12 protein-coding genes and 1 pseudogene are annotated in these 15,340 nt (G+C 72.6%); 4 read left to right on the top strand and 9 right to left on the bottom strand.

The window, feature by feature from the left end; all coding sequences use genetic code 11:
* Positions 1-137: 137 nt before the first annotated feature.
* Entirely contained in the window at positions 138-1,076 is a 939-nt protein-coding gene (locus ACH4DX_RS01270) for a serine hydrolase (RefSeq protein WP_398116686.1), read from the bottom strand.
* A 162-nt stretch (positions 1,077-1,238) separates the two neighbouring features.
* Positions 1,239-1,997: a GntR family transcriptional regulator gene (locus ACH4DX_RS01265; protein WP_398153554.1), complete on the bottom strand. Its 759-nt coding sequence runs from the start codon at positions 1,995-1,997 to the stop codon at positions 1,239-1,241.
* Positions 1,998-2,056: 59 nt separating this feature from the next.
* Here ACH4DX_RS01265 and ACH4DX_RS01260 point away from each other — a divergent pair.
* Positions 2,057-2,407, top strand: a pseudogene (locus ACH4DX_RS01260) (ATP-binding protein); the annotation flags it as partial.
* 77 nt (positions 2,408-2,484) lie between these two features.
* Here the strand turns inward: ACH4DX_RS01260 and ACH4DX_RS01255 are convergent.
* The 3 genes from ACH4DX_RS01255 to ACH4DX_RS01245 all read right to left on the bottom strand — a co-directional run bounded on the left by ACH4DX_RS01255 (position 2,485) and on the right by ACH4DX_RS01245 (position 6,857).
* The gene (locus tag ACH4DX_RS01255; RefSeq protein ID WP_398153553.1) at positions 2,485-4,176 is read right to left on the bottom strand and encodes a thiamine pyrophosphate-binding protein; all 1,692 of its coding nucleotides are present in this window, start codon (positions 4,174-4,176) and stop codon (positions 2,485-2,487) included.
* Positions 4,173-5,153, bottom strand: a complete 981-nt coding sequence (gene speB / locus ACH4DX_RS01250) for an agmatinase (protein ID WP_398153552.1) — start codon at positions 5,151-5,153, stop codon at positions 4,173-4,175. The genes ACH4DX_RS01255 and speB overlap by 4 nt, the downstream gene beginning before the upstream one ends.
* A gap of 174 nt (positions 5,154-5,327) precedes the next feature.
* Entirely contained in the window at positions 5,328-6,857 is a 1,530-nt protein-coding gene (locus ACH4DX_RS01245) for a sodium:solute symporter (protein ID WP_398153551.1), read from the bottom strand.
* Between the two features lie 185 nt (positions 6,858-7,042).
* Here ACH4DX_RS01245 and ACH4DX_RS01240 point away from each other — a divergent pair, with 185 nt between their 5' ends.
* Together ACH4DX_RS01240 and ACH4DX_RS01235 are read left to right on the top strand one after the other, a co-directional pair.
* On the top strand, positions 7,043-8,890 hold the full coding sequence (locus tag ACH4DX_RS01240) for a helix-turn-helix domain-containing protein (RefSeq protein ID WP_398153550.1): 1,848 nt from the start codon (positions 7,043-7,045) through the stop codon (positions 8,888-8,890).
* A gap of 67 nt (positions 8,891-8,957) precedes the next feature.
* Entirely contained in the window at positions 8,958-9,758 is an 801-nt protein-coding gene (locus ACH4DX_RS01235) for a phosphatase (RefSeq protein ID WP_398116677.1), read from the top strand.
* 25 nt (positions 9,759-9,783) lie between these two features.
* Here ACH4DX_RS01235 and ACH4DX_RS01230 read toward each other — a convergent pair whose 3' ends face one another.
* From ACH4DX_RS01230 to ACH4DX_RS01215, 4 genes are all read right to left on the bottom strand, one after another.
* Complete coding sequence (locus ACH4DX_RS01230) at positions 9,784-10,752, bottom strand: cation diffusion facilitator family transporter (RefSeq protein ID WP_398153549.1); 969 nt, start codon at positions 10,750-10,752, stop codon at positions 9,784-9,786.
* A gap of 33 nt (positions 10,753-10,785) precedes the next feature.
* Positions 10,786-11,676: an acyl-CoA thioesterase gene (locus ACH4DX_RS01225; RefSeq protein WP_398154153.1), complete on the bottom strand. Its 891-nt coding sequence runs from the start codon at positions 11,674-11,676 to the stop codon at positions 10,786-10,788.
* Positions 11,677-11,699: 23 nt separating this feature from the next.
* On the bottom strand, positions 11,700-12,857 hold the full coding sequence (locus ACH4DX_RS01220) for an acyl-CoA dehydrogenase family protein (RefSeq protein ID WP_398116673.1): 1,158 nt from the start codon (positions 12,855-12,857) through the stop codon (positions 11,700-11,702).
* 133 nt (positions 12,858-12,990) lie between these two features.
* The gene (locus ACH4DX_RS01215) at positions 12,991-13,632 is read right to left on the bottom strand and encodes a TetR/AcrR family transcriptional regulator (protein ID WP_398116671.1); all 642 of its coding nucleotides are present in this window, start codon (positions 13,630-13,632) and stop codon (positions 12,991-12,993) included.
* An 82-nt stretch (positions 13,633-13,714) separates the two neighbouring features.
* Between ACH4DX_RS01215 and ACH4DX_RS01210 the strand changes: the two genes are divergently transcribed.
* Positions 13,715-15,331 (top strand): carboxyl transferase domain-containing protein, encoded by a 1,617-nt coding sequence (locus ACH4DX_RS01210; RefSeq protein ID WP_398153548.1) that lies wholly within the window; start codon positions 13,715-13,717, stop codon positions 15,329-15,331.
* The last annotated feature ends 9 nt before the right edge of the window (positions 15,332-15,340 follow it).

The raw sequence follows: 15,340 nt of genomic DNA, 5'->3' as shown, positions 1-15,340 counted from the left end.
GCCTCCCGATCACCCTGACCTGCCGAGAGGCCCAACGCGGTGAGGTGCGGTTTTCATCCCGCCGCAACAAACGAGACCGCGCCAGGGGGCGACGACCGAGGCCCTCGCCCCCTGGCGCGGTTCGTGCAGGCGGTCCGTCAGGCGGGCGGTGCCGGGACCGACGCCTCCTTCGGGGTGTCCGTCGGGGCGAAGCGGGCGGGGGCCTGGGTGAGGGGGGTCAGGTCCTTGTGGATGGCCTTGGAGACCCGCTGGATGGTGTCGACGCCGTAGTTCATGTTGCTGTTGCCGTGGGTGAGCACGGAGATGGTGTAGTCGTGCCCACGGCCCTTGAAGGCGCCGAGACTGTGGACGCGCCACCCGTGCGTGGCCCGCGGCAGCCAGCCGTTCTTGACGTGGATGTCCGTGCCGGAGGGCGCGCCCGCCGGGGTGCCCCAGCGCTGGTCGCGGACGACCTTGCCCATCAGCTTGAGGATGTACGCGCGGGAGTTGTCACTGAGGACGTCGTTCTTACCGGTGACCAGCCTCAGCAGTTTCTGCTCGTCGGTGGCGTTGATCCGGGTCAGGCCCCAGTAGCCGTCCGCCCCCGGCACGGTCTTGGTCATCTTGGCCGCGGTCAGGAACTTCTTGATCTTGGTGACACCGAGCTGCCGCCACAGCGTGCTGGTGGAGTCGTTGTCCGACTTGGTGATCATGGCGGTGGCGAGCCTGGTCTCGCGGTCCGTCAGATACCGGTCGGTCTTCTTCGCGTCCCACAGCAGCGTCGCGAGGACGGTCACCTTGACGACGCTGGCCGAGTCGAACGACGTCGAGCCGCGCAGGGTGCAGCTCGTCTTCGTGGCCCTGTCGTAGAAGCCGACGGCGATGGTGCCCTTGCGGTTCTTCAGGGCGGCGGTGATGTCCTTGGTCAGCTTCTTGGCCAGCGCGGGCTGGGCCGAGGACGTGCACGTGACCGTGGCGGCCGCGGCGGCGGCCGGAGTCGCGACGGCGGTCGCGGCGACCGGGACGAGCACGGCGGCGGCCACGCCGGCGCTCAGCACGCGGGCACGCGTGGGCAGCCCGGATATCCGGTGAGTCATGGAGATTCCCCTCGAAGTGGTACGAGCGCGCCCCCAGCGCACTCGCAACACATGACTCACGGGGGCCGACGGTGGTTGCACTGATGTGCGGTTTTCGTCAGATCCGCTGCCTCCGGACCCCGCCGCCCCGGACACCGCACCACGCGCGAGCCGCCGTCACGTTCACGCCTCGAACCCGTACTCCAAGACGTACGCGGACGCGTCCAGCACCATCTCGTTGACTTCGACTGCACGCCCCTGGTCGTCGAACGCCGTGCGGCCGATGAGCATGACCGGGGTCCCGGGCGAGATGGACAGTTGAGCGGACTCATCACTGTTGGGCATGCGTGAGCGAATTTCCTCCCGGAACCGGACCGGCCTGTGACCGAGTTCTTCGAGCCGCGCGTAGGTACCGCCCGGTCCGGTGTCCGGTTGCGTGATCGGCGTTTCGGCAACCAGATACGCCGGAAGATAGGAGGCTGAGAGCAGTACGGGTTTACCGTCAAGCACGAACCGGCGCCGACGTACGCAGACTCGGTCCTCATCACCGAGCGCCAGGACTCCCGCGATCGCAGCGGGAGCGTCCTCTTCCGCCACTTCGACGGAGTCGACTACCAAGTTGCGTTCTCCGACGTCAGCGGTCCAGACCGAACGTCCGGACCCCCACTGTGCGTGCGCGAGACGCTCGATGCCGTGCCGTCGGATCGGCCTGAAGTCTCTGACGAACACCCCCGCACCTTTGCGCGCCTCCACGATCCCTTCCGCTTGCAGGACGGCGAGTGCCTGCCGAGCCGTCATGCGTGCGACGCCGTGCGCGGCCATGAGGTCGTTCTCACCAGGCAACCTCTGCCCGGGCCCGTACTCCCCGGCCTCAATGCCTGCACGCAGCTGTGTGGCGATACGCATGTATTTGGGCTGACGTCCCACACCCCGGCCGCTCATCAAGACCCTCCTCCTGTCATCTCTAGACACCTTAAGCACCGCGCCTCGCAAGCCACGCCCGCGCGCTGCTGCGCAAGCAGGTCACCGCATGGAAGATCGACGGCGAAACAGCCCACACCGCGGAACTGCTGCTCTCCGAACTGATCACCAACTCCATCCAGCACGCGTGCGCTCCGGCAGGCCGGGAGATCGGTGTACGGGTCGTCCGCTACGAGGGGCGGTTGCGGATCGAGGTCGCCGATGCGAACACGGATCAGCCCGCGCCACGTGAGGCGCGGGCTGATGACGAGGACGGGCGGGGTCTGGCCCTCGTGCTCGCCCTGTCGGAGCGGTGGGGTTGCCGACCGCGCGCGTACGGAATCGGCAAGGCAGTATGGGCGGACCTCAAGCTGCCGCCGCCGGGGCCGTGACCTCCACGGAGAGAAGATCCAGCACGCTCCCCGGCACTGTGTCCTCGGACGGACATCGTCGGCAGCCAAACGGTTGATCAGCTCGTGCCCAGGTGCGTAGGCGCGAACATCCTCAGGACCGCGGGCAGCACGACCACGCTCGGCCCCGGCGTGGTGAGGGCCTCGGTGAGGTCGGCTCGGAGGTGTTCCGGGGACGTCCGGACGCCTCGTACGCCGAAGGACTCGGCGAGGGCCACGAAGTCGGGCCGCGCGAGTTCCGTGCCGGTCGCCTCGCCGAAGGCGTCCGCCATGTACTCGCGCAGGATGCCGTAGCCGCCGTCGTCGACGATCAGCCAGGTCACGTCCAGGTCGTACTGCTTGGCGGTGGCCAGCTCGGCGATGGAGTACATCGCGCCGCCGTCGCCGGAGACCGCGAGGACCGGCCGGGTGGGGTCGGCGGCTGCCGCCCCGAGGGCCGCGGGGAAGCCGTAGCCGAGGCCGCCCGCGCCCTGTGCGGAGTGCATGGTGCCGGGACGCCGCGCGTCGAAGGCCGACCAGGCCCAGTAGGCGAGGATCGTCATGTCCCAGAAGGACGGGGAGTCGTCGGGAAGGGCCGCGCGCACGGACGCGAGGACGTCCTGCTCCAGGGCCAGGTCCTGCGCCTCGATCCGCTCGCGCACGGCGGCAAGGACCTGGCGCACCCGTTCGGGGGCCGCCGGGTCGTCCCGCTCCCCCACCGTCTCCAGGAGCGCCGACAGAGCGAGGCGGGCGTCCGCGTGGATGCCGAGCGCCGGGTGGTTCGACTCCAGTTTTCCGAGGTCCGCCTCGATCTGGACGATCCTGCCGTTCGGCGCGAACGTGTGGTAGTTGGAGGAGAGTTCGCCGAGGCCGGAGCCGACCACGAGGAGGACGTCGGCCTCCTCCAGGAAGTCCGTGGTGTGGCGGTCCTCCAGCCACGACCGGAGCGAGAGCGGGTGCTCCCAGGGGAAGGCGCCCTTGCCGCCGAAGGTGGTGACGACCGGTGCGGACAGCTTCTCGGCGAGCGCGCGGAGCTTGCCCGCGGCGTCGGCGCGGACCACGCCGCCGCCCGCGATGATCACCGGGCGTTCGGCCCGCGTCAGCAGGTCGGCGGCCACGGCGGTCAGCTCCGGGCGCGGCACGAGGTCGTGCGGGGTCGCGTCCACGCCGGTCACCTGGGGGAGCAGGGTCTCAGCCAGCAGCACGTCCTGGGGGATCTCCACCCACACCGGGCCGTGCGGGGCGGTGAGCGCCGACTCCCAGGCCGCCGCGATCACCGAGGGGATCTGCGACTGCGTACGGACGGTGTGGACGGACTTGACCACGTCCCGGAACGAGGCCCGCTGGTCGCGGAGTTCGTGCAGATAGCCGTGGCGGCCGCCGCCGAGCCCGGCGACGGGCACCTGACTGCCGATGGCGAGCACCGGGGCGCTGGCCGCCGCCGCCTCCTGGAGGGCGGCGAGGGACATCAGCGCGCCCGGCCCCGTCGACAGGAGCAGCGGCGCGACCTCCCCCGTGATCCGCCCGTACGCGTCCGCGGCGAACCCCGCGTTGTTCTCCACCCGGAGGCCGACGTACCGCAGCCGGGAGCGGCGCAGCGCGTCGAACATGCCGAGGGCGTGCTGCCCGGGCAGCCCGAACACGGTGGACGCGCCGAGCCCGCACAGGGTCTCGACGACCAGGTCGCCGCCGGTCCGCCCGGCGGGCGGGTGGAGCGCGGCCTCGGTCTGCGCGGCCGTGGGCCTCAGTTCCAGGTCGTGGTCGTGCGTCACTTGGCCCGCGCCTCCGCGATCTGCCGGGACATGATCGTCGTCAGTTCGTACGCGGTGTGGGACGCGGCCACGGCCGTGATCTCGGCGTGGTCGTAGGCGGGGGCGACCTCCACGACGTCGGCGGAGACGAGGTTGCAGGAGGCGAGGCCGCGCAGGATCTCCAGGAGCTCCCGCGACGTCATGCCGCCCGCCTCCGGCGTGCCGGTGCCCGGGGCGTGCGCCGGGTCCAGGCAGTCGATGTCGATGGAGATGTACAGCGGCCGGTCGCCGATGCGCTGGCGCAGCTGGTCGGCGACCTCGTCGGCGCCGCGCCGGTATATGTCCGCCGACGTGACGATGCCGAAGCCCATCTTCTCGTCGTCGGTGAGGTCCTTCTTGCCGTACAGCGGACCGCGCGTGCCGACGTGGCTGAGGGCCTCGGTGTCGAGGATGCCCTCCTCCACGGCCCGCCGGAACGGGGTGCCGTGCGTGTACTCGGCGCCGAAGTAGGTGTCCCACGTGTCCAGGTGCGCGTCGAAGTGGAGGAGCGCGACCGGGCCGTGCTTCTTCGCCATGGACCGCAGCAGCGGCAGCGCGATGGTGTGGTCGCCGCCGAGCGTCATCATGCGGGCGCCGGTGGCGAGCAGGTCGTCCGCCGCCGCCTCGATCGTCTCCACGGCCTCGTTGATGTTGAACGGGTTCGCGGCTATGTCGCCCGCGTCCGCGACCTGGGCGAGCGCGAACGGGGACGCGTCCTGGGCCGGGTTGTACGGGCGGAGCAGGCGGGAGGCCTCGCGGATCGCGTTGCCGCCGAAGCGGGCGCCCGGGCGGTACGACACGCCCGCGTCGAAGGGGACACCGACGACGGCTATGTCCGTCGTGCCGACCTCGTCGAGGCGGGGGAGGCGGGCGTAGGTGGCGGGGCCCGCGTAGCGGGGGGTGCGCGAGGAGTCGATGGGGCCGCGGGGCTCGCGGGGCGCGTTCTGCGGGGCGGTCATGCTGGGGGTTCCTCCTGGTGAAGCGGTGGTGCTGGTCGTAAAGGGACAAGTGTGGGGCCTGTAGGGCCTCGCGGGGGCGCCCCGGTCCCGCCCCCTCCCGAAACCGGGGCTCCGCCCCGGACCCGGCTCGTCAAACGCCGGAGGGGCCGGATCTCACGGGCCCGGGGGGGAAACTCAAGCGTGCGCCGAAGCCTCCGGTGCGCTCGGGTCCGGGCCGCGCCCGGCGAGCCGCTCCCGCCAAGCGGCCAGCGTCACCGCGTCGGTGGGCGGGGTGCCGAGGGACACGGCCACGTACACGGCGAGGGAGGCGAGCAGCCCGTAGTAGACGGGTTCGTTGGCGAGGATGCCGTAGTGCCACATCAGGCCGACGACGGAGAGCCCGCCGACGACGACGGCGCAGAGCGCTCCGGCGGCAGTGCCGCGCCGCCACAGCAACCCCCCGAGGATCGGCACGAGCAGCCCCCCGACGAGCAGGTTGTAGGCGACGGTCAGCGCCTCGACGACGTCGTTGAGGACGATGGAGACACCGATGACGAGGACACCCATGACGAGGATGAAGAGGCGGTTGCCCTTCACCTCGTCCATCTCGTCCATCTCGTCCACCTCCTCGTGCTCCCCGTGTTCCCCGTGTTCCCCGTGTTCCCCATGTCCCCCGGGCGCCCCCCGCCGCGCGGCGGCGCCCCGCGCCCGCGCCCAGATGTCGTTGTTGGCGACGGTCGCGCAGGCGATGAGCGCCCCGGAGGAGGTGGACATCACCGCGGCGAGCGCGGCGGCGAGCACGAGACCCCGTACGCCGACGGGCAGTTCGTCCTTGACGATGGTGGCGAAGGCGGCGTCGGCGCTGGGCAGCTTGGGGTACATGACCTTCGCCGCGGTGCCGATGACGGCGCCCGCGAGGGCGTAGACGAGGCAGTAGGTACCGGCGACGGTCCCGCCCCAGCGGGCCACCTTGTCGCTGCGGGCGGTGAACACGCGCTGCCAGATGTCCTGCCCGATGAGCATGCCGAAGGTGTAGATCAGTACGTAGGTGAAGATCGTCTGACCGCCGACGCCCAGCGGCTCGAAGTAGTCGTCCGGCAGCTCGTCCCGCATCTCGCCGAAGCCACCGGCCTTGACGACGGCGATCGGGAGCAGCAGGAGCAGCACGCCCACCGTCTTGACGACGAACTGCACCATGTCGGTCAGTGTGATGGACCACATGCCGCCGAGGGTCGAGTACGCGACGACGATGGAGCCGCCGATGACGATCGCGAGGGTGCGGTTCAGGTCGAACAGGACGTCGAAGATGGTGGCGTACGCGATGGTGGAGGTGACGGCGAGCATCAGGGTGTAGGCCCACATGACGACGCCGGACAGGACACCGGCCCGGCCGCCGTAGCGCAGGTCGAGCATCTCCGAGACGGTGTACACCTTCAGGCGGGCGATGCGGGCGGAGAAGAACACCGACAGGGCGAGCAGGCCGAGGCCGATGGTGAACACCATCCAGGCGCCGGACAGGCCGTGGGTGTAGCCGAGGCCGACACCGCCGATGGTGGAGGCGCCGCCGAGGACGATCGCGGCCATGGTGCCGGAGTACATCCACGGCCCGAGGCGGCGGCCCGCGACGAGGAACTCGCTCTTCGACCTGGCGCGGCGCATGCCCCACCAGCCCATGGCCAGCATGCCGGCCAGATAGACGACGATCACGGTGTAGTCGACGGCCATGGTGCGGGCCTCCTTGCGCGCTCGATCGGTGGCGTGTCGTGCGGGTGGGGTGCGGTGGTGACCGGCCGCGGGGACATCCGCCCGTACCCGCGGCCCTGATCGGCACGACCCTAGGTGGCCGGAAAGAGACGCTGAAGTGTACGTTTCCTCCACTCCCGGAGCTGGAAGTGGAGGAAACGTCCACCATGTCGAGCAAGTCGAACACACCGGGCGCGGCCGGAGCTCCGGCGGGGGTCGCGCCACCGCCCACCCCCGCCGTGCCGCTCGCCGCCCTGCTCGCCCACGAGGGCCTCGGCCTGCGCCAGATCGCGGGCCCCGACGCGGCCGCGACCGGCGCCGTCGTGCACTGGGTGCACACCTCGGAGATGGCCGACCCGTACCCGTACCTGCTCGGCGGCGAGCTGCTGCTCACGGCGGGAGTCCACATCCCCGGCGCGGACGCCCACCCGGACACCGGCACGCATCAGGACACCGGCCCCGGCACCCGGCCGGACACAGGCACGCACCCGGACACCGGCACCCGCCCGGGCACGGGCACGAGCACGGGCGCCAACGCGGACACCGCCGCCCACCCGGACACCGCCGCCCGCCTGGACACCTACGCGGCCCGCATCGTGGCCGCCGGCGGCGCCGCCCTCGGCTTCGGCGTGGCCCCCGTGCACGACACGGTGCCCCGAGCGCTCCTCGCCGCCTGTGACCGGCACGGACTGCCGCTCCTCGAAGTGCCGCCGCGCACCACGTTCAGCGGCATCGCCCGCGCGGTCTGGCAGCTCATGGCCGAGGCCCGGCACGCCGAACTGCGCCGCGTCACCCAGGCCCAGCAGGGCCTCGCCGCGGCGGCGGCCCGCCCGGACGCGGTCCCGGCCCTGCTGCGCCAACTGGCGGTGCGCCTCGGCGGGTACGCGGCGCTGTACGGGCCGGACGGCACCCCCACGCGGGCGGCGGGAGCGCCACCCGGGGCGGAGGCGGCGGGAGCGCTGGTGCGGCTTGCGGGGGTGGTGAACCCCGGCCGGGCCGCGGCAGCCGCCACCGCCCGCGGCACCGCGAAGAGCCCGCCCACGAAGAGCACGCCCACGGAGGGACCGCCCACGAAGAGCCCGCCCGCGGAGGGACCTCCCGCGCAGGCCCCGCGCCCGGTACCCGCCGCCGCCTCCGACACGGTCGCCGGGGTCCACCTCGCGGCCTATCCCCTAGCCGGGGCGCACGGGCTCGCGCTCGGGGTCGCGACACCGCGGCGGGAGCCGGGCGACCACACGCTGGCCGGGGTCGCCGCCGTACTGCTCTCGCTCCTGACCGCCCCGCACCAGGGCGCCGCCGAGTCGGCCCGCTCGGCGGCCCTGGTGCGGCTGCTCCTCGGCGCCCGCCCCGAGGACGTGCTGCCGCTGCTCGGCGCCGAGCGGTGGACGGTCGTGCACGCGCGCGTGCGGCACGAAGGCCCGGGCCAGGGCCCACCGGACCCAGTGGCGCTCGCGGCGGCCCTGGGCAGCACGCTGGTCGACGGCGCCGCGCCCGTCGTACGCCTTCTCCTGCCCGCCGACCGGCGCCCCGCCCCGCAGGACGGCTGGGCCCTCGGCGTCTCCGCGCCCGCCGGCGCGGGGTCCCTGCCCGCCGCCGACGCGCAGGCCGCGCGGGCCCTGCGCCGGGCGGAGGCGACCCGGGCCGCCCTGGTGCGGCACCGCGAGAGCGGGCTCGCCGGGCTCGTCGCGCCCGCGGAGGCCGAAGCGCACGCGCGGGCGCTGCTCGCCCCGCTCGGCGGCAGCGCCCCGCTCACCGAGACGCTGCGCACCTGGCTTTCCCTGCACGGGAGTTGGGACCGCACCGCGGCCGCGCTGTCCGTGCACCGCAACACCGTGCGCCAGCGCGTCACCCGCTGCGCGACACTGCTCGCCGCGGACCTCGACGACCCGGACGTCCGCATGGACCTGTGGTTCGCCCTCGGCACCCTCGGCCACCCGGACGCCCCGGCCCGGACCGAGCGGGGCCCTGCCGGGCCGCGGCCCCGCGCCGAGAGGAACGTACCGCCCGGAACGTGAGTCGCCGCACAGTCCGGGGTGCGGGACGGCACGCCCGGGCGCCGTCGCCGACGGCACAATGGGTCGCATGCCGATACCCAGCCGTGCCGCGCTCGTCGACCACCTCGTCCGTACCCGTATCGCCGGTGACGTCGCCACGCCCCGCGAGAACAACCTCTCCCACTACCGCAAGCTCGCGAACGGCGACCGGCACTACTGGCTCGGTCTGGAACTCGGCGACCGCTGGCGGGACGAGCAGGACGTGCTCGCCGTGATGGCCGAGCGCTGCGGCGTCATTGACGACCCGGGGCACCGCCAGGGCCAGGACACCATCGACCCGGAGCTGACGGTCGACGCCTTGGAGCGGATGGCGGCCCGGCTGCGCAAGGCCGCCGCGGGCAAGGAGCGCGTCCTGTTCGCGACCGGCCACCCCGGCGGGCTGCTCGACGTGCACCGCGCGACGGCCGCCGCGCTGCGCGCCGCGGGCTGCGAGATCGTCGTCGTCCCCGACGGCCTCACGGCCGACGAGGGCTACGTCTTCCAGTTCGCCGACGTCGCCGTCCTGGAGCGCGGCGCCACCCTGTGGCACACCCATTCGCCGGAGCCGATGAACGCGGTCCTGGACGGCCTGCTCCGCGAGGAGCGGCCGCTGCCCGACCTCGTCGTCGCCGACCACGGCTGGGCCGGGCGCGCGGGCCAGCGCGGCATCGACTCCCTCGGGTACGCGGACTGCAACGACCCGGCCCTGTTCATCGGCGAGGCGGAGGGCACCGTGCAGGTCACGGTCCCCCTCGACGACCACGTGACCAGCCCCCGGTTCTACGACCCCCTGACGGCCTACCTCCTCGACGCCGCCGACCTGGGAGCGTCGAGCCCGTCCGGCGCCTGAGGACGAGGAAGGCCGGAGGCCGCGATCAACGGCTCCCGGGCGTGGGGTCCAGGTACACGCGCCGCACGGCGGGAAAGCGGGCCCGGATGCGCCGGGTGACCCGGTCGCAGGCAGCCTCGATCTCCGCGGCGCTCGACACGTCCCGGAAGTCCACCTTCGCGGCCACGAGTGCCTCGTCCGGCCCCTGGAGCAGGGTGGTCAGCTCCAGTACGGCCACCACGTGCGGGTCCGCGAGGAGTTCGGCCCGCACCCCCTCCCGGACGGGCCCGGGCAGCGGCCGCCCGATGAGCAGTTCCGCGTTGGCGTGCCCGAGGACCCACGCGACGTACACGAGCAGCACGCCGATGCACAGCGACGCCACGCCGTCCCACACGCCGGAGCCGGTGAGCTGCCCGCCGAGGAGGCCGCCCGCGGCGAGCACGAGTCCCACGAGCGCGGCGGAGTCCTCCATCACGACGGCCTTCACGGCGGTGTCGGGCGTCCGCCGGAGGTAGTGCCCGAGGGGTACGCCGAACCGTGTCGCCTCGCCCCGCGCCTGTTTCAGGCCGGTGCGCAGGGAGAAGCCCTCCAGGACGAAGGCGATGCCGAGGACGACGTACGAGAGGAGCGGGTCGCCGGGTTCCTCGCCGTGCGTGAGGGTGTGCACGCCGTCGTACACGGCGAAGACGCCGCCGCCGACGAACGTGGCCACGGAGGCCAGCAGCGCCCAGATGTAGCGCGCGCCGCCGTAGCCGAGCGGATGCTCCTCGTCGGCGGGCCGCTCGGCGCTTCGCAGCGAGACGAGCAGCATCAGCTCCGTGACGGTGTCGGCCACGGAGTGCGCGGCCTCGGAGAGCATCGCGCTGGACCCGCTGACGACTCCGGCCACGGCCTTGGCGACGGCGATCCCCAGGTTGGCGGCCGCGGCGACGACCACGGTGAAGGTGCTCTCACCGCCCGCGCCGCCTGCCGCGCCCGTCCCGCCTTCGGAGGTATCCACCACGGTTTCACCCATGTTCGGCGAGTATGCCGGATAGATCCTGGTCCGCTAATGCCGCGGCACCCTGACGACACCCTCCTGGATGACGGTGACGGCGAGGCGCCCGTCGCGCGTCCAGATCCGCCCCTGCCCGAGGCCGCGGCCGCCGCCCGCGGTGGGTGACTCCTGGTCGTACAGGAGCCACTCGTCCGCGCGGAGAGGCCGGTGGAACCACATGGCGTGGTCCAGGGAGGCCCCGACCACGTCACCGACGGCCCAGCCGCCGCGCCCGTGGGCGAGCAGCACGGAGTCGAGCAGCGTCATGTCGGAGACGTACGTGGCCAGGCAGACGTGCAGGAGCGAGCCCGCGTCCGCGCCGCCGAGCTTGCCGTTGGTGCGGAACCAGACCTGGGAGCGGGGTTCGCGGGGGTGGCCGACGGTGCCCCAGGGAGGGGTGTCGGCGTAGCGCAGGTCGACGGCGGCGCGCGCTTCGATCAGCCGGGCCGCGACGTCGGGGGGCAGGTCGCGCGAGAGGGTCTCGGCGGCCGTGGGCAGCGTCTCCGGGTCGGGCGCTGCCGGCATCGGGGCCTGGTGGTCGAGGCCCTCCTCGTACGCCTGGAAGGACGCCGAGAGATGGAAGATCGGCTGGCCGTGCTGCACGGCGACGACGCGGCGCGTGGTGAAGGAGCGGCCGTCGCGGATGCGGTCGACGGTGTAGACGATGGGCGCGCCGGGGTCGCCGGGGCGCAGGAAGTAGGCGTGCAGGGAGTGGGCGGGGCGGTCGTCGGGGACGGTGCGGCCCGCGGCCACCAGGGCCTGGGCCGCGACCTGTCCGCCGAAGACGCGGGGGACCAGGGCCGAGCGGCTCCGTCCCCGGAAGATGTCCTCCTCGACCCGCTCCAGGTCGAGGAGGTCCAGGAGTTCATGGAGGGGATCGTGGGGATCGGGTTCCCTGCTCATGGGCTCGGTCACGGACGCCTCGGTCACAGGCCCATCGACTTGGCGATGATCATCTTCATGACCTCGCTGGTGCCGCCGTAGATGCGGTTGACGCGGTTGTCGGCGTACAGACGCGCGATCGGGTACTCGTTCATGAAGCCGTAGCCGCCGTGCAGCTGGAGGCAGCGGTCGATGACGCGGTGGGCGACCTCGGTGCAGAAGAGCTTGGCGGACGCGGCCTCGGCCGGGGTCAGCTCGCCCGCGTCCAGGGCTTCGAGGGCGCGGTCGGCGACGGCCTCGGCGGCGTCCACCTCGGCCTGGCAGGCGGCCAGTTCGAACTTGGTGTTCTGGAAGTGGGCGACGGACTTGCCGAAGACCGTGCGCTCCTGGACGTACTCCTTGGCGAACCGGACGGCCGCCTTGGCCTGCGCGTAGGCGCCGAAGGCGATGCCCCAGCGCTCGGACGCGAGGTTGTGGCCGAGGTAGGCGAAGCCCTTGTTCTCCTCGCCGAGCAGGTCCTCGACCGGGACCTCGACGTCGACGAAGGCCAGTTCGGCGGTGTCGGAGACCTTCAGGCCGAGCTTGTCGAGCTTGCGGCCCACCGAGTAGCCCGCGGACGTGGTGTCCACGGCGAACAGCGAGATGCCGAAGCGGCGGTCGTCCTCGCGCGGGGCGGAGGTGCGGGCGCAGACGATCACGCGGTCGGCGTGCACGCCGCCGGTGATGAAGGTCTTGGCGCCGTTGAGGACGTAGTGCGTGCCGTCCGCGGAGAGCTTGGCGGTGGTCTTCATGCCGGCGACGTCGGAGCCGGTGCCCGGCTCGGTCATGGCGAGCGCCCACATCTGTTCGCCGGAGACGAACTTCGGCAGGAAGCGCTTCTTCTGCTCGTCGGTGGCGAGCATCTGGATATAGGGCAGGCCGAGCAGCACGTGCACGCCGGAGCCGCCGAAGGAGACGCCCGCGCGGGCGGTCTCCTCGTACATGACCGCCTCGAACTTGTGCGAGTCGATGCCCGCGCCGCCGAACTCCTCGTCGACGCGGATGCCGAAGACGCCGAGGTCGGCGAGCTTGTAGTAGAAGTCCCTGGGCGCCTGGCCCGCGGCGAACCACTCGTCGTACACGGGGACGACCTCGGCCTCGATGAAGGCCCGGACGGTGTCCCGGAACGCCTCGTGGTCCTCGTTGAAGACGGTACGCCGCACGAGTTTCTCTCCCTCTTGGCCGGAGGCGCCTTTGCTAAGCGCTTGCTCAGGTCGAGGTTACCCGTGGGTCACGGTGACCGTCCAGGGCGGAAACTGTGACCGGGGTCGCGCGCCGCCGATCGCGGCCCTCGGCCTACTCGTCCGCACTCGCCGGACGGGCCCGATCGCCTCCGGCCGGGCCCGGAGGACCGCCCGCCGCCGCCAGCGCCCCGTGCGCCAGACGGCGCAGCAGGTCCGCCATCCCCTCCCGGTCCGGCAGCGAGCCCGCCCGCCCGAGGTGCGGGGTGGAGTTCAGGAGGCCGAACACCGCGTGCACGGACGCCCGGGCCTCCGCCTCCGCGAGGGCCGGGTACACCCCCCGCACCGCGGTCACCCACAGTTCCACGTACCGCCGCTGGAGCGAGCGGACCAGCTTGCGGTCGCTGTCCCGGAGGCGGTCAAGCTCGCGGTCGTGGAGCGTGATCAGGGGGCGGTCGTCGAGCGCGAAGTCGATGTGGCCCTCGATGAGCGAGTCGAGCGCGGCACCGGGCGAGCCCGCGGCCTCGGCGGCCCGCCGCTCGCCACCCCGCAGGAGCTGCTCGCTGATCCCCACCAGGAGCTCGGCGAGCATCGCGTCCTTGCCGGCGAAGTGCCGGTAGAGGCCGGGGCCGCTGATGCCGACGGCGGCCCCTATCTCGTCGACGCCGACGCCGTGGAAGCCGCGCTCGGCGAAGAGCCGGGCGGCTTCCTTGAGGATCTGTTCGCGGCGGGTGGGGGCGTCGGTCCTGGTGGCCATGGAAACAATTCTAGACAGCGCCGTTAGCGGTCGTTAACCTGAACGCGGACGTTAACGCTCACTAACAGTGGGAGACCGGCGGATGCAACAGGCACCAGTCCTCGCGAGCGCGGCGGATCCCGCCTCGGACGCCTGGCGGTCGAACGAGGCGGCGCACCGCGCCCTCGCCGAGGAGTTGCGCGGCAAGCTCGCCGCGGCCCGCCTCGGCGGCGGCGAGCGCGCCCGGCAGCGGCACGTGGCGCGCGGCAAGCTCCTTCCGCGCGAGCGCGTGGACGCCCTCCTCGACCCCGGCTCGCCGTTCCTGGAGATCGCGCCCCTCGCGGCCGACGGCCTGTACGGCGGCGACGCCCCCGCCGCCGGGGTGATCGCGGGCATCGGCAGGGTCAGCGGGCGCGAGTGCGTGATCGTCGCCAACGACGCCACCGTCAAGGGCGGTACGTACTACCCGATGACGGTGAAGAAGCACCTGCGCGCGCAGGAGGTGGCCCTGGAGAACCGCCTCCCCTGCCTGTACCTGGTGGACTCGGGCGGTGCCTTCCTGCCGATGCAGGACGAGGTCTTCCCCGACCGGGAGCACTTCGGACGGATCTTCTACAACCAGGCGCGGCTCTCCGGCGCCGGCATCCCGCAGATCGCGGCGGTCCTCGGCTCCTGCACGGCGGGCGGCGCCTACGTCCCCGCGATGAGCGACGAGGCCGTGATCGTCCGGAACCAGGGCACGATCTTCCTCGGCGGCCCGCCCCTGGTGAAGGCGGCGACCGGCGAGGTCGTCACGGCCGAGGAGCTGGGCGGCGGCGAGGTCCACTCCCGGGTCTCCGGCGTCACCGACCACCTCGCGGAGGACGACCCGCACGCCCTGCGCATCGTCCGCACGATCGTCTCCACGCTCCCGGCCCGCGGCGCCGCGCCCTGGGAGGTCCGCCCGGTCGACGAGCCCGAGGTCGACCCGCTCGGTCTGTACGGCGCCGTCCCCGTGGACTCCCGTACGCCCTACGACGTGCGCGAGGTCATCGCCCGCGTCGTCGACGGCTCCCGCTTCGCCGAGTTCAAGTCCGAGTACGGCCAGACCCTGGTCACGGGCTTCGCACACCTCCACGGCCACCCGGTCGGCGTCGTCGCGAACAACGGCATCCTGTTCTCGGAGTCCGCCCAGAAGGGCGCCCACTTCATCGAGCTGTGCGACCAGCGCGGCATCCCGCTGGTCTTCCTCCAGAACATCTCCGGCTTCATGGTCGGCCGTGACTACGAGGCGGGGGGCATCGCCAAGCACGGCGCGAAGATGGTCACCGCCGTGGCCTGCACGCGCGTACCGAAGCTGACCGTCGTGGTGGGCGGCTCCTACGGAGCGGGCAACTACTCCATGTGCGGCCGGGCCTATTCGCCGCGCTTCCTGTGGATGTGGCCCAACGCCAAGATCTCGGTGATGGGCGGCGAGCAGGCCGCGTCCGTGCTCGCGACCGTCAAGCGCGACCAGCTCGAAGGCCGCGGCGAACAGTGGTCGCAGGAGGACGAGGAGGCCTTCAGGGCCCCGGTCCGCGCGCAGTACGAGGAGCAGGGCAGCGCCTACTACGCCACGGCCCGGCTGTGGGACGACGGCGTCATCGACCCGTTGGAGACCCGCCAGGTCCTCGGCCTCGCGCTGACCGCGTGTGCCGGGGCGCCGCTCGGCGAACGCGGCTTCGGCGTCTTCCGGATGTGAGGGGCAGAC

Origin of the sequence: Streptomyces sp. NPDC017940, from assembly GCF_044328435.1 — a bacterium.
In the GTDB taxonomy this organism is placed as follows: domain Bacteria; phylum Actinomycetota; class Actinomycetes; order Streptomycetales; family Streptomycetaceae; genus Streptomyces.
Note: the sequence above shows the minus strand (reverse complement) of the source record. Positions and strands in the feature narration are given on the sequence as shown.